Genomic DNA, 19,432 nt, shown 5'->3' with positions numbered 1-19,432 from the left:
CGCAAGGCCACTTGAAGGAGCGCCCCGACCCCTGGTACGGCTTCTGACCATTCCAGTGCTTTTGAGAGGGGGGCGCACATCAACCGCTCCGCCACTCGAACGAGTGAACAACACTCCTGAGTTGACGAACAAGTCTCCCCGCGGGGCCCCGACGGCACACCTGGACGCCTGGCTGGAACTTCCGGGCAGGCTTTGGCAGGATGCCCGCCCGCACCCCTGACGGAGTACGTACTTCCGCTCCAGCCGCCCTCCTGACCTGCTGCTACGGGGCAGCGCAGCCCCGTGCAGGCCTGGTGAAGGCGTCGTGCAGACTGGCCGCATGCGTATGGAGCTCGCCACCGCCGCCGGCATCCCCGGCCGCCCGAACGAGGACTGGGCCGCCACCGTCCTGCCCGCTTCCGGCCAGGGCGGGGGGCTGGTGCTGCTCGACGGGGTCACTCCGCCACAGGGCGACGACGGTTGTGTGCACTCGGTTCCGTGGTTCACCGCACGGCTGGGTGGCGCCCTGGTCGAACTGTCGGGTTCGCGACGGGATCTGACCCTGCGGGAGATCCTGGCCGAGTCCATTCGGCGCACCGCCGAGACGCACCGTTCCCTGTGTGACCTTTCTCACGTACGCACACCGCAGGCAACCGTAGTCCTGGCGCGTTGGGACGGGGCCGAGATCGAACACCTGGTCCTGTCCGATTCCGTCCTGCTCCTCGAATCGCCCGACGGGACCGTACGCGCCCTGCTGGACGACCGGCTCGACCGGCTGCCGCCGGGCTCGCTCGCCTCGGAGGAGGTCGCCGACGGGCGGTTCCGGAACAAGGAGGGCGGCTTCTTCACCGCCGCCGCCGATCCGGCCGTGGCACACCGGGCGGTGACGGGGCGCACGCCCCTCGCCGAGGTGCGGGCCCTGGCCGCGATGACGGACGGCGCGAGCCGCTGGACGGAGATGTTCGACGAGGGCGACTGGACGGCCTGTCTCGGAGTCCTGCGCAAGGAGGGCCCGCAGGGGCTGATCGACCGGGTCCGGGCCCTGGAGGACGCGGACACGGACCGCACGCGGCTGCGGCGGAGCAAGACGCACGACGACGCGACGGCGGTCTACGCGGAGCTGTGAGGCGCGCCCGCGGGCGCGCCGCCGTCAGTCCTCCGCGCGGGCGTTCAAGTGGTGCAGCAGCCGGGCCAGTTCCGCCACCTCGGCCCGGTCCCAGTCCGCGAGCTTGCGCACGTACCGGTCCCTGCGCGCGTCGCGGACGTGCCGGAAGCGGTCGAGACCCTCGTCGGTGAGATGGACGAGGAAGGCCCGCCCATCGGCCGGATCGGGCTCGCGTGCCACCAGTCCGAGGCCCTCCAGTGCGCGCAGTTGACGGCTCATGGTGGCTTTTCCGACCCCGAAGTACGACGCGAGGTCCGTGGCCCGCTGCCGGCCCGCCGACTCCAGGCGCACGAAGAGCCCGTAGGCGGCCGCTTCCAGCTCCGGGTGCACCTCGCGCGCCATTTCGCCGGAATTCGCCCGAGCGCGGCGCAGGAAGACAGCCAACTCCAGCTCCAGGGCAAGGAATTCGTGGTCCACACCACTTCCCCCGGGCTGCGCCGGGTTCACTCCCTCTTTCGCTCCCGTGCACGTCAACACCCCTCATGAGCTTTCCTGCCGCTGAAAGTTTCTTTCACCGCTGGTCATCGCCGCAGCTCCGCCAGTATTTCGCAGGAGTAGACCAACGGCACCGCCCAGGCCCCCTTCCGCAGTGCGGGTCTACGTGCGTAGCGTCATGCATGGCATGTTCACACCATGCCGTCCCCTCAGGGGTGTATGCACCGGTCCCTGAATCAGCAGATCCCCCCACTGAAGCCTCGGAGGCACGCAATGCCCGTGCACAGATCCGGCTCCACGACAGTCCGCCGCTCGCGCCTCGCAGCCGCGGGAACTCTGCTCGCAGCACTCTCCCTCCTCATGGCCCTGCCCGGCGCCGCCGGCGCCACGGGCAACCCGGCCACCGGAGATCCCACCAAGCCCGCCCGTGGTTCCGCCACCATGGGCATGGGCGTCGTCGCCCACGACGGCCGGGGCGGACTGCCGGTCGGCACCCGCGCCGTCCAGACCGAGGGCGTGGACGTCAGCGGTCACCAGAACGCCGTGAACTGGGCGGCCCTCTGGAGCAGCGGCGTCAAGTGGGCCTACGTCAAGGCCACGGAGGGCACGTACTACACCAACGAGGACTTCACTCAGCAGTACAACGGTTCGTACAACGTCGGCATGATCCGCGGCTCGTACCACTTCGCCACCCCGGACACGACGAGCGGCGCCGTCCAGGCCAACTACTTCGTCGACCACGGCGGCGGCTGGTCCAGGGACGGCAGGACACTGCCGGGCGCGCTCGACATCGAGTGGAATCCGTACGGGGACCAGTGCTTCGGCAAGACCCCGGCCGCGATGGTCTCCTGGATCCGCGACTTCGTGAACACCTACAAGGCGCGCACCGGACGCGACGCGGTCATCTACACCGCGACGAGCTGGTGGCAGACCTGCACGGGCAACAACGCGGGCTTCGGCACCACCAACCCGCTCTGGGTGGCCCGCTACGACAGCACGGTCGGCGCGCTCCCGGCCGGCTGGGGCTTCTACACGATGTGGCAGTACACCTCGACCGGCCCCACGGTCGGCGACCACAGCCACTTCAACGGCGCCCTCGACCGCGTACAGGCGCTGGCCAACGGCTGATCCACCGTGCCGGCAACCGCCCGGCGCGCCCTTCCCGCGGGAGATCCCGGTGACGCACCCCGTCGCCGGGTTTTCCCTGTTCCACGCCCCTGACCAGGCACAAGGCATTCAGGAGAGACAGGCACCCCCTCTATGCACCGCGTGTATACGCCATGTGTATAGTCCTCACGGAGCGCACGGCCTGTGCGCCGTTCAGCCATGAGGGAGTGACCTGTTTTGCCCAGTAGGACGAAGTCCGTCGGTACGGGGTTGGCCGTCGCCCTTGTGACAGCCCTCACCCTGACGCTCAGTGGCTGCTCGATGGAGACCACCGCCCCCGGCTCCGCCCGCGCCGACGCCGGCTCGGACTCCAAGGGGTCGTTCGGACCGGTGGACTGCCGCAAGGCCAAGTGCATAGCCCTCACCTTCGACGCGGGCCCCGCCGAGGCCACGCCGCACCTGCTGGACATCCTCAAGAAGGAGAAGGTCCACGCGACCTTCTTCCTGCTGGGCAAGAACCACGTGAAGAAGCACCCCGACACCGTCCGCCGGATCGAGGCCGAGGGACACGAGGTGGCCAACCACACCTGGTCGCACGAGATCCTGACGGACAAGAAGCCCGCGCAGATACGCGCCGAGCTGGAGAAGACGCAGAACGCGATAGCGGCGATCACCGGCAAGAAGCCGCGGCTGATGCGCCCGCCGCAGGGCCGCACCGACGACACCGTCTCCGGGATAAGCAAGGATCTGGGACTCTCCCAGATCCTGTGGAGCGCCACCGCCAAGGACTACTCGACGACGGACTCCGCGCTGATCAAGAAGCGGATACTCGACCAGGCGAGCAAGGACGGCATCATCCTGCTGCACGACATCTACAAGGGCTCGGTGCCCGCGGTGCCCGGCATCATCGACGAGCTGAAGAAGCGCGGCTACACCTTCGTGACGGTGCCCCAGCTGATGGCGCCCGCCGAGCCGGTCCCGGGCACGATCTACCGCCCCTGAGCGGGCCCCTGGGGAATCCCCGCCCTGAGCCGCCGCGCGTCCGGGTACGCGAAACGGCCCGCTCCCCCGTCGCCGGGGAGGCGGGCCGTCCGTACCGGCCGTGCCCGTGGTGCCACGCCCGTCACTGCGTGACACCTACGCGGCGGCCGGGATCCTCCGTTCCGCCCTGGCCAGGGCCGGGGCGAGGGCGATGTCCAGTACCTGGCGGACGTCGGTGACCGGGTGGACGTCCAGCTTCTCCAGCACCTCGGCCGGGACGTCGTCCAGGTCGGCCTCGTTGCGCTGGGGGATCACCACGGTGGTGATGCCCGCGCGGTGGGCGGCCAGCAGCTTCTGCTTCAGGCCGCCGATCGGCAGCACCCGTCCGGTCAGTGACACCTCACCGGTCATCGCCACATCCGTACGGACCTGCCGTCCGGAGAGCAGCGAGGCCAGCGCGGTCGTCAGGGTGATGCCCGCGCTCGGGCCGTCCTTGGGGACCGCGCCCGCCGGGAAGTGGATGTGCACGCCCCGGTCCTTGAGGTCCGCGACCGGCAGTTCCAGCTCCGCGCCGTGCGACCGCAGGAAGCTCAGCGCGATCTGCGCGGACTCCTTCATGACGTCGCCGAGCTGGCCGGTGAGGGTCAGTCCGGACGCCCCGGTCTCCGGGTCGGCGAGCGACGCCTCCACGAAGAGCACGTCTCCGCCGGCTCCGGTCACCGCGAGCCCGGTGGCCACTCCCGGCACCGCGGTGCGGCGCTCCGCCGGGTCCTGGGCGGCCTCGGGGACGTGGTGCGGCCGCCCGATGAGCCCGCGCAGGTCCTCGTCGGTCACCGTGAACGGCAGCTCCCGGTCACCCAGTTCTTGCTGGGCCGCTACCTTGCGCAGCAGCCGGGCCACGGCCCGCTCCAGGTTCCGCACGCCGGCCTCGCGGGTGTACTCGCCGGCCAGCTTCCGCAGCGCGGACTCGTCGAGGGTGACCTCGTCCTTCTCCAGGCCGGCCCGCTCCAGCTGGCGCGGGAGCAGGTGGTCGCGGGCGATGACGACCTTCTCGTCCTCGGTGTAGCCGTCGAGCCTGACCAGCTCCATCCGGTCGAGGAGGGCCTCCGGGATCGCTTCCAGGACGTTGGCGGTGGCCAGGAAGACCACGTCGCTGAGGTCGAGTTCGACCTCCAGGTAGTGGTCGCGGAACGTGTGGTTCTGGGCCGGGTCGAGCACTTCGAGGAGCGCCGCGGCCGGGTCGCCCCGGAAGTCGGAGCCGACCTTGTCGATCTCGTCGAGCAGGACGACCGGGTTCATCGAACCGGCCTCCTTGATGGCGCGGACGATGCGCCCGGGAAGCGCGCCGACGTAGGTGCGCCGGTGGCCGCGGATCTCGGCCTCGTCCCGGACACCGCCGAGCGCGACGCGGACGAACTTGCGGCCCATGGCGTGCGCGACGGATTCCCCGAGCGAGGTCTTGCCCACGCCGGGCGGACCGACCAGGGCCAGCACGGCACCGCCGCGCCGGCCGCCGACAACGCCCAGACCGCGGTCCGCGCGCCGCTTGCGCACCGCGAGGTACTCGGTGATGCGCTCCTTCACGTCCTGGAGGCCCGCGTGCTCGGCGTCCAGGATCGCCTGGGCGCCGCGGATGTCGTAGGCGTCCTCGGTCCGCTCGGTCCACGGCAGTTCGAGGACGGTGTCGAGCCAGGTCCTGATCCAGGAGCCCTCGGGGCTCTGGTCGGAGGAGCGCTCCAGCTTGTCGACCTCCTTGAGCGCGGCCTCGCGCACGTTGCCGGGGAGATCGGCGGCCTCGACACGGGCCCGGTAGTCGTCGGACTCGTCGCCGGAGCCGGAGTCACCGTTGAGCTCGGAGAGCTCCTTGCGTACGGCGTCGAGCTGGCGCCGCAGCAGGAACTCGCGCTGCTGCTTGTCGACGCCCTCCTGGACGTCCTTGGCGATCGACTCGGCGACGTCCTGTTCGGCGAGGTGTTCGCCGAGCCACTGGATGGCGAGCTTCAGCCTGGCGACCGCGTCGGTGGTCTCCAGCAGCCGCACCTTCTGGGCGACGGTGAGGAAGGGCGAGTATCCGGAGTTGTCGGCGAGCGTGGAGAGGTCCTCGATCTGCTGGACCCGGTCCACGACCTGCCAGGCGCCGCGCTGCTTCAGCCAGCTGGTGGCGAGCGCCTTGTACTCCTTGGCCAGCTCGGCGGCGGCGCCGGGAAGGGGATCGGGGACGGTGGAGTCGACCCGGGTCCCCTCCACCCAGAGCGCCGTGCCGGGCCCACTGGTCCCGGCGCCGATCCGTACCCGGCCGCGGCCTCGGATGAGCGCGCCGGGGTCTCCGTCGGAGAGCCGTCCGACCTGTTCGACGGTGCCGATGACACCGATCCCGGTATAGGTGCCGTCGATGCGCGGAACGAGCAGCACCTCGGGCTTGCCGCCGCCCTCGCGGGCCGCGGCCTGGGCGGACTCCACCGCGGCGCGTACGTCGTTGTCGGACAGGTCCAGAGGTACCACCATCCCGGGCAGCACGACCTCGTCGTCGAGCGGCAGCACAGGCAGGGTGAGCGGTGTGACCGCATTGGACTCAGTAGCCATGATCTCCCCTTCGGCAGTCAAGTTGAGCTATGAAGACTCAATGCTTCTGAGCCGCTCAATGTTCCCCGGGGTGTGTTCGCTGTGAGCGATCACGTGGGCGGCCACCGCTGCGCCTGCCTCCATGTGCCCTGTGTCCAACGCCGTACGGGGTTCGGGTAGTCCCCCCGCCTTGTGCTCCGGGCGAAATCCGGTGGAAGGCGGCAGGCGGGCGTGGGCGATCAGCGGCGACGCCGAGGTCACCCGGCCGGCCGCGGACGTGACGGTCGCCGCGCCGCCACGGGCGCGCTGAGGCCACCGGCGCGCCGGGGCGGAGAAGCGTCCGGCCCGTCCCCCGAACGGGGCCGGACCGGTGCCCGATCGGGCAATCCGCTGGCCCGGACGCGGCCCGGCGGGCCAGGATGGCCGGGACACAGAGCGGCGGTGACCCGGCCGTCGACCGACCACCGGAGACCCGCGCCATGCACCACACCCACGGCCCCGACGCCCTCGCCCCCGTCACCCTCGAGCGCCGGGAGGGACCGTACGGAGAGGTCGTCCTGCGCCGGCGGGGCGACGGCTTCGAGATCATTGCCAACGGGTGCTTCCTGATGGACACCTCGGACGGGCGCTCCGAGCGGCTGCTGATCGACGCCGCGCTCGCCGCGCTGCCCGCCGGGCGGCCGGCCCCGGCGGTGCTGATCGGCGGGCTCGGGGTCGGGTTCTCGCTCGCGCGGGCCGCCGCGGAGCCGCGCTGGGGGCGGATCACGGTGGTGGAGCGGGAGCGGGCCATCGTGGACTGGCACCTGGACGGGCCGCTGGCCGGGATCTCACGGGCGGCGCTCGCCGACCCGCGGACCGCGGTCCTGACGACGGATCTCGTCGCCCACCTCCGTACGACTACGGAACGTTACGACGCCCTGTGCCTGGACATCGACAACGGGCCCGACTGGACGGTCACGGAGGACAACGGAAACCTCTACTCCCCCGCCGGTCTCGCCGACTGCCACCAGCGGCTCACACCCGGCGGAGTGCTCGCCGTGTGGTCCGCACAGCCGTCCGATAAGTTCGAACAAGCCTTGCGCAATGCCGGATTCCATGGGGTTCGAACCGAAGAAGTAGGCGTTGCCCGAGGTGTGCCCGACGTGGTCCATCTCGCAATTCGTGCCGCCTGAGATCCCCCCGCCGGGTATGCGGGCCCCCGGGACGCCCGGGGGCCAAGCGCCACAAGAGCGACACTCCGCCTCCTCCGCGCGGCCGACGAGCTTCCACGCCCTTGCACCCTGCGTAGCCGGGAGCCGCCCGCTGCCTTTACGCTGCTGACCGATAGCGGGATCTCCCACGAAATTCACAAGCGATAACCGTGCGTCCGGGGGAATGGCCTCCGTGAGAACGGGCAGGGGCGGGGCGATGGAACAGACACACACCACCCACAACGGTGTCGCGGCCACCCCGGGCGCGCAGCGCCGGGTGCTGGTGGTCGAGGACGACGCGACAATCGTCGATGCCATTTCCGCCCGGCTGCGGGCCGAGGGCTTCCTGGTTCAGACCGCGCTCGACGGCCCCGCGGCCGTGGACGCGGCCGAGGCCTGGCAGCCGGATCTGATGGTGCTCGACATCATGCTCCCCGGTTTCGACGGGCTGGAGGTCTGCCGCCGGGTGCAGGCCCAGCGCCCGGTGCCGGTCCTGATGCTGACCGCCAGGGACGACGAGACCGACATGCTCGTCGGCCTCGGGGTCGGCGCCGACGACTACATGACCAAGCCGTTCTCCATGCGTGAGCTGGCGGCCCGGGTGCACGTCCTGCTGCGCCGGGTCGAGCGGGCCGCGCTGGCCGCCGTGACGCCGCGCAGCGGCATACTGCGCCTCGGCGAGCTGGAGATCGACCACGCGCAGCGCCGGGTGCGGGTGCGGGCGGACGACGTCCACCTGACGCCGACCGAGTTCGACCTGCTGGTCTGCCTGGCCAACACGCCGCGCGCCGTGCTCTCCCGGGAGCAGCTGCTGGCCGAGGTCTGGGACTGGGCGGACGCCTCCGGCACCCGGACCGTCGACAGCCACATCAAGGCGCTGCGCCGGAAGATCGGCGCGGAGCGGATCCGTACCGTGCACGGCGTCGGTTACGCCCTGGAGACCCCGGCGCCATGACCGGGCCCGGACCGGGGCTGCGGCCGTTCTCGATCAAGGCCAAGCTGGGCACGCTCGTCGTGGTCTCGGTGTTCATCACGACCGGGCTGCTGATGGTGGCCCTGCGCACCCGTACCGAGCTCCGGTTCATCACGGTGTTCTCGGTCATCGCGACCCTGCTGATCACCCAGTTCGTGGCGCACGGCCTGACCGCGCCGCTGGACGAGATGCGGGCCGTGGCCCGGTCGATCTCGCACGGCGACTACACCAGACGGGTGAGCGGCGCCGACCGGCGTGACGAGCTGGGCGACCTGGCGCAGACCATCAACCTGATGGCCGACGACCTGGAGGCCGTGGACCGGCACCGCAAGGAGCTGGTGGCCAATGTCTCACACGAGCTGCGCACCCCCATCGCGGCGCTGAGAGCCGTACTGGAGAACGTCGTGGACGGGGTGTCCTCCGCCGACCCCGAGACGATGCGCACGGCCCTCAAGCAGACCGAGCGGCTCGGCAGGCTGGTGGAGACGCTGCTGGACCTGTCCCGGCTGGACAACGGCGTGGTGACGCTGCGGGCCGGCCGGTTCGAGGTGTGGCCGTACCTGTCGGGGGTGCTGAAGGAGGCGAACCTCGCCACCGGCCACCGCCGGCTGTCCTCCGGCTCCGGCAACTCGACCCGCAAGGACGTCCACCTGCATCTGGACGTGTCCCCGCCGGAGCTGACCGCGCACGCGGACGCGGAGCGGCTGCACCAGGTGGTGGCGAACCTGATCGACAACGCGGTCAAGCACAGCCCGCCGCACGGCCGGGTCACGGTGCTCGCACGGCGCGGGGCGCTGCCGGAGTCGCTGGACCTGGAGGTCCTGGACGAGGGCCCCGGTATTCCGGAGTCCGAGCGGCACCGGGTCTTCGAGCGTTTCAACCGGGGCGAGGTGACATCCCCGCACGGTCCGGGCAGCGACGGCGGTACGGGGCTCGGCCTGGCGATCGCCCGCTGGGCGGTGGATCTGCACGGCGGGCGGATCGGTGTGGCCGAATCAGCTCGCGGATGCCGCATCCGCGTCACTCTTCCGGGGATCCATCAACCGCGAGGTTGACATAGGGTTCGAAGCGGAAGGGCACGTTCTGCGTGTTCTGTTCAAGGGGTACGGTCCAAGGGGCCGTAACTGCGGTCTCGCGTACCCGGAGCAAAGCGGAACCAGGCTTGTTTCCCGCCATTTCCTGCGCCGAAACCCGACTTTCGATGTGACTTGCACGACGAAGACCGGCCCGGTCCGCATGGAACGGTCCGGGAGGCGTAGCCTTGATTTCCGCTGTCCACCACCTTGTGAAGCGGAAGAGGGCGGTTGCCGCCGTGTCGTCTCAGTCCCCCAGTAACTCGAGCATCTCGACCGACCAAGCCAGCCCGGGTTCGAACCCGGCTGCTGCTTTCGGCCCCAATGAGTGGCTCGTCGACGAGATCTACCAGCAGTACCTCCAGGATCCCAACACGGTCGATCGCGCCTGGTGGGACTTCTTCGCCGACTACAAGCCGGGTACGTCCGGCACGGCGGACAAGCCCGTTCCCGGCGCCGCAGCCGCGGGGGCTGCGGTGCCAGCGGCTCCGGCCGTGACCGCACCGACCTCCACCGACCACACCGCTCCGGCCGCGCCGACGCAGCCCGTGGCCCAGGCCCCGGCCGCGCCCGCCGCACCGGCGCCCGCTCCGGCCGCTCCGGCACCCGCCGCCCCGGCGGCTCCGGCGAAGGCCGCCCCGGCTCCGGCCGCGAAGGCCGCCGCCGCTCCGGCCACCGAGGCCCCGGCCGGGCCCGAGTACGTGACGCTGCGCGGCCCCTCGGCCGCGGTCGCGAAGAACATGAACGCCTCGCTGGAGCTGCCGACGGCCACGTCCGTCCGCGCCGTCCCGGTGAAGCTGCTCTTCGACAACCGCATCGTCATCAACAACCACCTCAAGCGGGCCCGGGGCGGGAAGATCTCCTTCACGCACCTCATCGGGTACGCGATGGTGCAGGCCCTCAAGGCCATGCCGGCGATGAACTACTCCTTCGCGGTCAAGGACGGCAAGCCGACCCTGGTCAAGCCGGAGCACGTCAACCTCGGCCTGGCCATCGACCTGGTGAAGCCGAACGGTGACCGCCAGCTGGTCGTCGCGGCCATCAAGAAGGCCGAGACGCTCAACTTCTTCGAGTTCTGGCAGGCCTACGAGGACATCGTCCGCCGGGCCCGCAACGGCAAGCTCGGCATGGACGACTTCACCGGCGTCACCGCCTCGCTGACCAACCCCGGCGGCATCGGCACCGTTCACTCGGTGCCCCGCCTGATGCCCGGACAGGGCCTCATCATGGGCGTCGGCGCGATGGACTACCCGGCGGAGTTCCAGGGCACGTCGCAGGACACCCTCAACAAGCTCGGTATCTCGAAGGTCATGACCCTGACCTCGACGTACGACCACCGGGTCATCCAGGGCGCGGCCTCCGGCGAGTTCCTGCGGATCCTCAGCCAGCTGCTGCTCGGCGAGAACGACTTCTACGACGAGATCTTCAAGGCGCTGCGCATCCCCTACGAGCCGGTCCGCTGGCTCAAGGACATCGACGCCTCGCACGACGACGACGTCACCAAGGCCGCACGGGTCTTCGAGCTGATCCACTCCTACCGGGTCCGCGGCCACGTCATGGCCGACACCGACCCGCTGGAGTACCGCCAGCGCAAGCACCCCGACCTGGACATCACCGAGCACGGCCTCACCCTGTGGGACCTGGAGCGGGACTTCGCCGTCGGCGGCTTCGCCGGGCAGACCCTGATGAAGCTCCGCGACATCCTCGGTGTGCTGCGTGAGTCGTACTGCCGCACCACGGGCATCGAGTTCATGCACATCCAGGACCCGAAGGAGCGCAAGTGGCTCCAGGACCGGGTGGAGCGTCCGCGCCCCGCGCCGGAGCGCGAGGAGCAGCTGCGGATCCTGCGCCGCCTCAACGCCGCCGAGGCGTTCGAGACGTTCCTGCAGACCAAGTACGTCGGCCAGAAGCGGTTCTCCCTGGAGGGCGGCGAGTCCGTCATCCCGCTGCTCGACGCGGTCATCGACTCCGCGGCCGAGGCGCGCCTCGACGAGGTCGTCATCGGCATGGCCCACCGCGGCCGGCTGAACGTGCTGGCGAACATCGTCGGCAAGTCGTACGCGCAGATCTTCCGGGAGTTCGAGGGCAACCTCGACCCCCGTTCGATGCACGGCTCCGGCGACGTCAAGTACCACCTGGGCGCCGAGGGCACCTTCACCGGTCTGGACGGCGAGCAGATCAAGGTCTCGCTGGCCGCCAACCCCTCGCACCTGGAGGCGGTCGACCCGGTCCTGGAGGGCATCGCCCGCGCCAAGCAGGACATCATCAACAAGGCGGGCACGGACTTCACGGTCCTGCCGGTCGCGCTCCACGGCGACGCGGCCTTCGCGGGCCAGGGCGTCGTCGCCGAGACGCTCAACATGTCGCAGCTGCGCGGCTACCGCACCGGCGGCACCGTGCACGTGGTGATCAACAACCAGGTCGGCTTCACCGCCGCCCCGGAGGCCTCGCGCTCCTCGATGTACGCGACGGACGTCGCGCGCATGATCGAGGCGCCGATCATCCACGTCAACGGTGACGACCCGGAGGCCGTGGTCCGCGTCGCGCGGCTCGCCTTCGAGTACCGGCAGACGTTCAACAAGGACGTCGTCATCGACCTCATCTGCTACCGCCGCCGCGGTCACAACGAGGGCGACAACCCGGAGTTCACCAACCCGCAGATGTACACGCTGATCGACAAGAAGCGCTCGGTGCGCAAGCTCTACACCGAGTCCCTCATCGGTCGCGGCGACATCACGCTGGAGGAGGCCGAGCAGGCGCTCCAGGACTTCCAGGGCCAGCTGGAGAAGGTGTTCGCGGAGGTCCGCGAGGCCACCTCGGCACCGTCCCAGCCGCATGTCCCGGACGTCCAGGCCGAGTTCCCGGTGGCCGTGACCACCGCGGTGTCCTCGGAGGTCGTGAAGCTGATCGCCGAGTCGCAGGTGAACATCCCCGACGGGATCACCGTCCACCCGCGTCTGATGCCGCAGATGCAGCGCCGTGCCGCCTCGGTGGACAACGGCACCATCGACTGGGGCATGGGCGAGACGCTGGCCATCGGATCGCTGCTGATGGAGGGCACCCCGGTCCGGCTCGCCGGCCAGGACACCCGCCGCGGCACGTTCGGCCAGCGCCACGCGGTCCTCGTCGACCAGAAGACCGGCGAGGACTACACCCCGCTGCTCTACCTCTCCGACGAGCAGGCCCGCTACAACGTCTACGACTCGCTGCTCAGCGAGTACGCGGCGATGGGCTTCGAGTACGGCTACTCGCTGGCCCGCCCGGAGTCGCTGGTCATCTGGGAGGCCCAGTTCGGTGACTTCGTCAACGGCGCGCAGACCGTCGTCGACGAGTTCATCTCCTCGGCCGAGCAGAAGTGGGGCCAGACCTCCGGCGTCACACTGCTGCTGCCGCACGGCTACGAGGGCCAGGGCCCGGACCACTCGTCCGCCCGCCCGGAGCGCTTCCTCCAGATGTGCGCGCAGGACAACATGACGGTCGCCATGCCGACGCTGCCGTCGAACTACTTCCACCTCCTGCGGTGGCAGGTGCACAACCCGCACCACAAGCCGCTGATCGTCTTCACCCCGAAGTCGATGCTCCGGCTCAAGGCGGCCGCGTCGACGGTCGAGGAGTTCACCACCGGTGGCTTCCGTCCGGTGATCGGCGACGCGTCGGTCGACCCGAACGCGGTCCGCAAGGTCGTCTTCTGCACCGGCAAGGTCTACTACGACCTGGAGGCCGAGCGGGAGAAGCGCGGCGTCACGGACACCGCGATCATCCGCCTCGAGCGCCTGTACCCGCTGCCGGGTGCCGAGCTCCAGGCGGAGATCGCCAAGTACCCGAACGCCGAGAAGTACCTGTGGGCCCAGGAGGAGCCGGCCAACCAGGGCGCCTGGCCGTTCATCGCCCTGAACCTCATCGACCACCTGGACCTGGCCGTCGGCGCCGACGTCCCGCACGGTGAGCGTCTGCGCCGCATCTCGCGGCCGCGCGGCTCGTCCCCCGCGGTCGGCTCGGCCAAGCGCCACCAGGCCGAGCAGGCACAGCTGCTCGAAGAGGTCTTCGAGGCCTGACCGGCACCTCACGAACCGGGGGCCCGGCACTGCGAGAGATTCGCGGTGCCGGGCCTTCGGCGTTGTCCCGGGTCATCAGATGATGAGCGGCTCGAACGGCCGTCAGGACACGGGGCCGTTCGGTCTCGTAGCCGCGGCCTCCGGATCGCCCAGGGGCCACCCACCACGACCGGGATCGGACCGTCCTCCCCTGGTGCCACAGCACCCACTGGGTTCCGGGCAGGTGCTCAGATCATCTGCGGCTCGAAGTCCCAGAACGGCCGGTTGCGGGAGCGTGCGGAGACGGTGTGGACGTGCTGGGCGCCCAGGGTGGTCGCCAGATCGTCGAGCGCCTCCGCCTCGACCTTGTCCGCCCGCTGCCGGTCGCGGAGTCCGCGCAGGTCGGCCGCGTGCGCGATGCGGGCGGTCAGGGTGAGCGGGTGGGTCCTGCCGAGGGTCTCGGTGGCCCGGGTGACGACCGAGTCCGTCAGCGCGGCGGCGGACTCGGGGTCGCCCACGAGATTGCGCAGCGCCGCGGCGTTGACCGCACAGCCGAGCGTCCAGGGGTGGTTCTCGCCCACCGCCCGGCCCATGTCCACGAGCACCTCCTCCATGAGGTGGTACGCGTGGTCCCGCTCCCCGACGTTGCGCAGGATCAGCGCGTGGTTGCCACGGGTGCCCGCCACAAAGGGGTGCTGGTCGCCCAGCATGTCCACGTACCCCTGCACGACCTTCTCGCTTATGGCGCGGGCCTGGTCGATGTCCGCGTGCTCCCGGGAGAAGAAGCTCTGGCTGGCCGCGAACATCATGGTGAGCGGGTCGTCCTCACCGAGTACCCGCTCGCCCCGCTCCAGCACCCGGCTGAACAGCGTCGCCGCCTGCCTCCGCTCACCAGAGCGGTAGTAGCAGAGCGCGAGGTTGTGCTCGGCCTGCAGGGTCTGCGGGTTGTCCTGGCCCATGACGATCCGGTGCACGCGGACGCTCTGGGTCAGGAGCGACTCCGCCTCGGTGTAGCGGCCGAGGAGGCGCAGGTCGGTGGCGTAGTTGACCTCGGAGTAAAGGGTCCAGCTGTGGCGCGCGCGGAGCAGTTGCCGACGCGCCTCCAGGGTGCGCCGGTTGAGTTCCAGTGACTCCTCGTACCGCCCGAGCAGGCGCAGGGACATACCCAGGTTGTTCTGCGCGCTGAGCGTGCGCGAGTCCTGCTCCCCCAGCAGTTCGCGGTACGAGGCAAGGATCCAGGCGGACATCTCGTGCGCCTCGTCGTACCGCCCGAGGCCGCGCAGGTCGGCCGCGAGGCCACTGGCAGCACGCAGGTGCTCCAGGTCCTCGGGGCCCCGTTCGGCGCGCAGGTGGTCGACGGCGGCCCGCTCGATCGCCTCGGTACCGGCGTAGTCGCCGACCGCGCGCAGCAGGTTGGCGTAGTTGTAGCTGAGGTCCCAGACCCGGGGGTGGTTCTCGCCCAGCAGCTCGCCCCAGGCCTTCATGGCGCGGGAGCCCAGCTTGATGCCGGCCCGGTACTCCCCGGAGAGGTACATGTAGCGCAGGCAGTTGAGCACCAGCGAGTGCACCGCGGGGTCGGTGCTGAGCAGCACGTCGGCCCACTTCAGGTGCGGGGTGATCTCGGCGTATCCGGGCCACAGCCGGGTGTCGGTGGGGCGGCCGGGATCCGCGGAGGCGAGTGCCCGGCGGACCACGTCGGTGAATTCCTCGCGGTCGCGCTCCGGCATGTCCTTGCGGACGATCTGGTGGACCATGCGGTGCAGATAGATCGACTCGCCGGCGGACGTCTCGTCGATGACGGACTCGTGGGACTCCAGGCGGACCACGGAGTATTGGCGCAGCTGGCTGATCGCCCTGTTCCACAGCAGCGGGTCGTTCATCAGGCCGGAGAGCTGCTCGGGCAGCTCGCCCGGTGGCATCTCCTTCAGCAGCCGTACGGGGATGGAGCCGGGTGCGAAGAAGCTGCACAGGCGGAGCAGGTCGACGGACTCGGGGACGGTGTCCCTGAGCTTGTTCAGCAGTATCGACCAGGCGGTCTGGAAGGCCAGCGGGAAGTCGGCGGAGACCTTGACGACGTCCTGGTCGATGCCGCCGCCGAGGAGCTCGATGTACTCCTCGACCGACATGTCGGAGTCGTTGAGCCAGCCCGCGGTCTGGTCGAGCAGCAGCGGGAGGTCCTCCAGCGCCTCGGCGAGCCGGTCGGCCTCGGTGCGGGTGAGGCGGGGGGCCCGGCGGAGGATGAAGGCGACCGATTCGTCACGGTCGTAGACCGGCACCTCGACCAGGTTGCTGTTGTGCTCACTCCACTCGGGGTTGCGGGACGTGATCAGGACGTGGCCGGGGCCGGTCGGCACCAGGTCCCAGATCTGCTCCGGCTCGTCCGCGCCGTCCAGGACCAGCAGCCAGTGGGAGTGCGGGTCGCCGCGGCGCAGCGAGTCACGTACCGCGCGCAGCCGTTCGCCGTACTCGGCGCCGGTGGACAGGCCCAGCTCCGGGGCGAGTTCGGCGAGCTTCTGACGGTAGAGGGCGCGCCGGTCGGCGGGCACCCACCACACCACGTCGTACTCGGAACCGAACCGGTAGACGTACTCGGCGGCCAGCTGTGTCTTGCCCACCCCCGACATGCCGTGCAGGGTGACGACACCCGCACCGGCCCCGGCGTCCTGAAGGGCCGTGTAGGCCTTGCTGAGCAGTTCCTCGCGGCCGGTGAAGCGGGTGTTGCGGCGCGGCACCCCGCCCCACACCTCGGGGGTGTCGGCCGGGTAGCGCGGGCCCGGCCGCGCGGCGGCGGACTCGGGCAGCGAGTCGGTGGGCAGTCCCAGGCGGACGAGCAGCCGGCGCTCGGCCTCGTCCGCGCCGACGTTGGTCAGGTCCGCGGCGCCGAAGACCGAGGTGGCGCCGGGAAGGGCCGAGGTGGTGACGGACACGGCGGCGAAGCGGTCCGGGTCGGGGGCGACGACCTCGCGCAGGGCGCGGTTCCACTCCTCGTGGCCGCGGGGGCCGACCTGGAAGTACCAGTCGCTGAGCAGGACCAGGATCCGGCCGCGGGAGAGCATCAGGTCCCGCAGGGCGTCCTCCAGCGGGACCTCGACCGGAGGGTCCCAGCGCTGCTGGACGACCGTCACCCCGCGCCGCTCCAGCCGGTCCGCGATCCACGCCGCCCAGGCCCGGTTGAAACCGGCGAAACTGAGGGTGACGGTCTGCGCCCCGGTTGCTCCAACTTGCCTACGCGTACCGGGCATTCAACCGTCTCCCTGACCTCGTTGCGAGCTCTTTCAAGATACACCGGAGGCTGTGCGCCCCCACCGGAAACCTGGCTGCTCAGCTCCTGGACGAACCGTTCCTCTGTTGCCATATCACCTTGGCGGTGCTCACGTACGCCTCCGCGCGAGCCAGGTGCCCCGTGGGTGGCGGCGAATCCTCCAGACGGTGGTAGACCGTGATCATCTCGTTGACGAGGACCCGCCCCTCCGGGGTCAGCGCGGCCGAGCCGGCCAGTACCGGCAGTACGGCGCCGACCTGTTGGCGGCAGCGCGCGTGTTCCGCCCAGGCCAGATCGCGGTGGGTGACCCGCCGCGCGCCGAGCGCGAACCGCTGCCAGTAGTCGGCGAGCGCCAGGTGCGAGTAGGCGCCCTGGAGCAGCCCGTCGAAGGGCCTGGGGTCGGAGCGCCACGGGGCGAAGTGGCGCGGGGTGGCGTCCTCGTGGTGCAGCCGGACGAGTGCGCCGAGCGCGGCGAGCTTGGTGTGCTGGAGTTCGTGCACGAGGGTCGAGGCGAAGTAGGCGGGGGTCGCGGGCTTGCTGCTGAGGACCGCGCCGAACGCCTCGCGCCGGGTGCCGCTGCAGTGGGCCGCGCCCTGGCCGGACGGCCCGGAGCCGGGCGGCGGCCCGAGCGGGACGAGGCAGCGCAGCAGGACGGCCGCTTCGGTGAGCCGGTGCTCGCCGCCCACGCGCAGCAGCGGTTCGACGCCGGACCAGGACTCGGTCCAGGCCTTGCGGTCGCTGTCGTCGATGTGGGTGGCGGCGCTCAGTCCGTGGCGTTCGAGCCCGGTGCCGCGGGTGCGGTACGGGTCGACGTCGTCCAGGGGTACGGGGCCGGCGCCCGGCAGCACGGCGGGCAGGGTGAGCACCGGCAGCCAGCGGGGGTCGGCCGACGTCATGGTGCCGTCCGGCAGGGACCGTACGGACAGGGGCGGCGCACCGGCCGGGCGGATCGTCGTCTCACCGCCTGCGTGGCTGAGTACGAGCGGGCCGGGTTCCGCCCGTACCGCCCCCAGGGTGGGCAGCGAGAGCAGTCCTTCGCGTGAGGTGAGCCGGACGGTGCGGGGCAGTGCGGCCCGGATCGCGGCCGCCGCCGCGAGGGCGCTCAGGTGGGCGAGGTCGGTGTGGAGTTCCGGGCCCGGGGCGGTGGTGCCCGCGAGGCCGCCCAGGAGCCGTTGCGCCCAGGGCCCGGCCATGGGGTGGAACAGGACGGTGCGCACCGCGGCCCGGTCGGCGCGTTCGGCCGCTTCGAGCAGCGCCCAGTCCTCGCGCAGCCGGTCGAGCAGCCGGGGCGGGCACACCGTCGCGGGGGCGGCGGCCGCCGCGTCGAGCAGGGCCCTGAGGAGGAGCAGGCGGCGGGTGTCCTGATCGCGTACGAGCAGGCCGAGGGAGTCGGTGTCGCCCTCGGTGCGGCCGAGTTCGCGCAGGACGCGATCGGGGATGGCGGGGCTCATGGGGGGTCTCCTGCGGTTGCGTCGGCGAGCCGGTCCGCCACGTGGCGGACCAGCCGTTCGAGGTCTGCGCAGTAGACGGAGGGGTTGATGAAGCCGTTCTCTGCGCGGTAGCGGTGGGCGTAGTGGCCGCCGCCGCAGACCGTCAGCAGCGGGCAGGCGCGGCAGGCGGCGGCGAGCGCGCCGGCTCCCGCCTGGCGGGCGGCGACGCCGGGGTGGCGCAGGGCGTCGTCGAAGGTGTGCCGGAAGACGTCGAGTCCGGTGGCGGCGGCCGTGTCGTAGGCGGACTTGAGGGAGTCGACCTGTTCGATCGATCCGTCGGTCTCGACGACGACCGCGTTGACGGGGTCCAGGCCGAGGGATTCGGTGGCGGCGGGCAGGCCGAGGAGCAGGGCGACGCACTCCTCGAAGAGCCGGATCCGGGTCTCCCGCCGGGCCGCCGGCCACCAGCGGTCGAAGACGGCGCACAGCCAGTCGCCGTACGGGGTGGCGCGGCCCGACCCCGGGCCCGCCGGGCTGTCCGTGAGGTCCGGCAGGCCGGGCGGCGGGCTGGTCCAGTTGCCGTGCGGCAGGAGCAGGTCCAGGGCGGGCGGGCGCAGGGCGAGCAGCGACTCGTACATCTCCACGGGGTCGGTGCGCGGGTCCACGACGGTGAGGATGCCCGCGTACGCGTCGGGGTGGTGGTCGGCGAGGAGCCGGGCGCCGCGCGAGGCGGCGGGCCAGGAGGGGCGGCCCGCGTGGTCGGTGCGCTGGGTGTTGTGCGCGGCCAGGCCGCCGTCCAGGCTGATGCCGACGCTGATGCCGTGCCGGGCGAGCGTGGTGACGCCCGCGTCGGTGAGCAGCGTCGCGTTGGTCTGCACGGTCGCGTGGACGGTGCAGCCGCCGGGCACCCGCTCCCGCACCCGGTCGGCGAGGGCGGCCAGCCGGTCGGGGCCCGCGAGCAGGGGTTCGCCGCCGTGCAGCACCAGGGCGACGTGCCGGAGCCGGTGGGCGGCCGCGTGTTCGGCGATCCGGTCCGCCGTGCGGTCCAGGACGGCGGGCGCGGCGGCGGCGGGCCGGTCCCGCCAGGTGCGGTCGGGGCCCTCGTACAGGTAGCAGTACCGGCAGGCGAGGTTGCAGCGGCCGTGCACCTTCACGATGAACTGCCCGAACGGCACGGGTGCGGGCGGGCCCGCGCCGGCCCGGTCCGGGGACGTGTCAGGGCGCGTCGGCCCGCCGCGCCC

The 19,432-nt window shown here is 71.2% G+C and carries 12 protein-coding genes; 7 read left to right on the top strand and 5 right to left on the bottom strand.

Annotated features, from left to right (window positions below; genetic code table 11):
• The first annotated feature begins 319 nt into the window (after positions 1-319).
• Complete coding sequence (locus tag ACIQM0_RS06045) at positions 320-1,105, top strand: protein phosphatase 2C domain-containing protein (protein ID WP_401283895.1); 786 nt, start codon at positions 320-322, stop codon at positions 1,103-1,105.
• Positions 1,106-1,129: 24 nt separating this feature from the next.
• On the opposite strand, the gene ACIQM0_RS06040 is transcribed toward ACIQM0_RS06045, so the two are convergent.
• Positions 1,130-1,561 (bottom strand): MarR family winged helix-turn-helix transcriptional regulator, encoded by a 432-nt coding sequence (locus tag ACIQM0_RS06040; RefSeq protein ID WP_401283893.1) that lies wholly within the window; start codon positions 1,559-1,561, stop codon positions 1,130-1,132.
• Between the two features lie 291 nt (positions 1,562-1,852).
• Here ACIQM0_RS06040 and ACIQM0_RS06035 point away from each other — a divergent pair, with 291 nt between their 5' ends.
• Together ACIQM0_RS06035 and ACIQM0_RS06030 are read left to right on the top strand one after the other, a co-directional pair.
• Positions 1,853-2,707, top strand: a complete 855-nt coding sequence (locus tag ACIQM0_RS06035) for a lysozyme (RefSeq protein ID WP_401283891.1) — start codon at positions 1,853-1,855, stop codon at positions 2,705-2,707.
• Between the two features lie 300 nt (positions 2,708-3,007).
• The gene (locus ACIQM0_RS06030; RefSeq protein WP_363025958.1) at positions 3,008-3,688 is read left to right on the top strand and encodes a polysaccharide deacetylase family protein; all 681 of its coding nucleotides are present in this window, start codon (positions 3,008-3,010) and stop codon (positions 3,686-3,688) included.
• A gap of 135 nt (positions 3,689-3,823) precedes the next feature.
• Here the strand turns inward: ACIQM0_RS06030 and lon are convergent, their stop codons facing one another.
• Entirely contained in the window at positions 3,824-6,250 is a 2,427-nt protein-coding gene (gene lon, locus ACIQM0_RS06025) for an endopeptidase La (RefSeq protein ID WP_401283889.1), read from the bottom strand.
• 458 nt (positions 6,251-6,708) lie between these two features.
• Between lon and ACIQM0_RS06020 the strand changes: the two genes are divergently transcribed.
• From ACIQM0_RS06020 to ACIQM0_RS06005, 4 genes are all read left to right on the top strand, one after another.
• Positions 6,709-7,401 carry a spermidine synthase gene (locus ACIQM0_RS06020; protein WP_401284176.1) on the top strand — a complete coding sequence of 231 codons (693 nt, stop codon included), beginning with the start codon at positions 6,709-6,711 and terminating at the stop codon, positions 7,399-7,401.
• Between the two features lie 235 nt (positions 7,402-7,636).
• Positions 7,637-8,374 carry a response regulator transcription factor gene (locus ACIQM0_RS06015; RefSeq protein ID WP_014154105.1) on the top strand — a complete coding sequence of 246 codons (738 nt, stop codon included), beginning with the start codon at positions 7,637-7,639 and terminating at the stop codon, positions 8,372-8,374.
• Positions 8,371-9,447 (top strand): HAMP domain-containing sensor histidine kinase, encoded by a 1,077-nt coding sequence (locus ACIQM0_RS06010; RefSeq protein ID WP_363025914.1) that lies wholly within the window; start codon positions 8,371-8,373, stop codon positions 9,445-9,447. The genes ACIQM0_RS06015 and ACIQM0_RS06010 overlap by 4 nt, the downstream gene beginning before the upstream one ends.
• A 257-nt stretch (positions 9,448-9,704) precedes the next feature.
• The gene (locus tag ACIQM0_RS06005) at positions 9,705-13,520 is read left to right on the top strand and encodes a multifunctional oxoglutarate decarboxylase/oxoglutarate dehydrogenase thiamine pyrophosphate-binding subunit/dihydrolipoyllysine-residue succinyltransferase subunit (protein WP_401283887.1); all 3,816 of its coding nucleotides are present in this window, start codon (positions 9,705-9,707) and stop codon (positions 13,518-13,520) included.
• A 227-nt stretch (positions 13,521-13,747) separates the two neighbouring features.
• On the opposite strand, the gene fxsT is transcribed toward ACIQM0_RS06005, so the two are convergent.
• The 3 genes from fxsT to ACIQM0_RS05990 all read right to left on the bottom strand — a co-directional run bounded on the left by fxsT (position 13,748) and on the right by ACIQM0_RS05990 (position 19,366).
• Positions 13,748-16,741: an FxSxx-COOH system tetratricopeptide repeat protein gene (gene fxsT, locus ACIQM0_RS06000; RefSeq protein WP_401283885.1), complete on the bottom strand. Its 2,994-nt coding sequence runs from the start codon at positions 16,739-16,741 to the stop codon at positions 13,748-13,750.
• A gap of 79 nt (positions 16,742-16,820) precedes the next feature.
• Positions 16,821-18,212: an aKG-HExxH-type peptide beta-hydroxylase gene (locus tag ACIQM0_RS05995; RefSeq protein ID WP_401283883.1), complete on the bottom strand. Its 1,392-nt coding sequence runs from the start codon at positions 18,210-18,212 to the stop codon at positions 16,821-16,823.
• Complete coding sequence (locus ACIQM0_RS05990; RefSeq protein ID WP_401283881.1) at positions 18,209-19,366, bottom strand: FxsB family cyclophane-forming radical SAM/SPASM peptide maturase; 1,158 nt, start codon at positions 19,364-19,366, stop codon at positions 18,209-18,211. Before ACIQM0_RS05990 ends, ACIQM0_RS05995 begins: the two co-directional genes overlap by 4 nt.
• Between the last annotated feature and the right edge of the window lie 66 nt (positions 19,367-19,432).

Origin of the sequence: Streptomyces sp. NPDC091387, from assembly GCF_044756945.1 — a bacterium.
Taxonomy (GTDB): Bacteria; Actinomycetota; Actinomycetes; order Streptomycetales; family Streptomycetaceae; genus Streptomyces.
Note: the sequence above shows the minus strand (reverse complement) of the source record. Positions and strands in the feature narration are given on the sequence as shown.

Coding starts and splice junctions, on each gene's coding strand:
- ACIQM0_RS06010 (WP_363025914.1), top strand. CDS start 8,371: ATGACCGGGCCCGGACCGGGGCTGCGGCCGTTCTCGATCAAGGCCAAG.
- ACIQM0_RS06045 (WP_401283895.1), top strand. CDS start 320: ATGCGTATGGAGCTCGCCACCGCCGCCGGCATCCCCGGCCGCCCGAAC.
- lon (WP_401283889.1), bottom strand. CDS start 6,250: ATGGCTACTGAGTCCAATGCGGTCACACCGCTCACCCTGCCTGTGCTG.
- ACIQM0_RS06030 (WP_363025958.1), top strand. CDS start 3,008: ATGGAGACCACCGCCCCCGGCTCCGCCCGCGCCGACGCCGGCTCGGAC.
- ACIQM0_RS06020 (WP_401284176.1), top strand. CDS start 6,709: ATGCACCACACCCACGGCCCCGACGCCCTCGCCCCCGTCACCCTCGAG.
- ACIQM0_RS06035 (WP_401283891.1), top strand. CDS start 1,853: ATGCCCGTGCACAGATCCGGCTCCACGACAGTCCGCCGCTCGCGCCTC.
- ACIQM0_RS05995 (WP_401283883.1), bottom strand. CDS start 18,212: ATGAGCCCCGCCATCCCCGATCGCGTCCTGCGCGAACTCGGCCGCACC.
- fxsT (WP_401283885.1), bottom strand. CDS start 16,741: ATGCCCGGTACGCGTAGGCAAGTTGGAGCAACCGGGGCGCAGACCGTC.
- ACIQM0_RS06015 (WP_014154105.1), top strand. CDS start 7,637: ATGGAACAGACACACACCACCCACAACGGTGTCGCGGCCACCCCGGGC.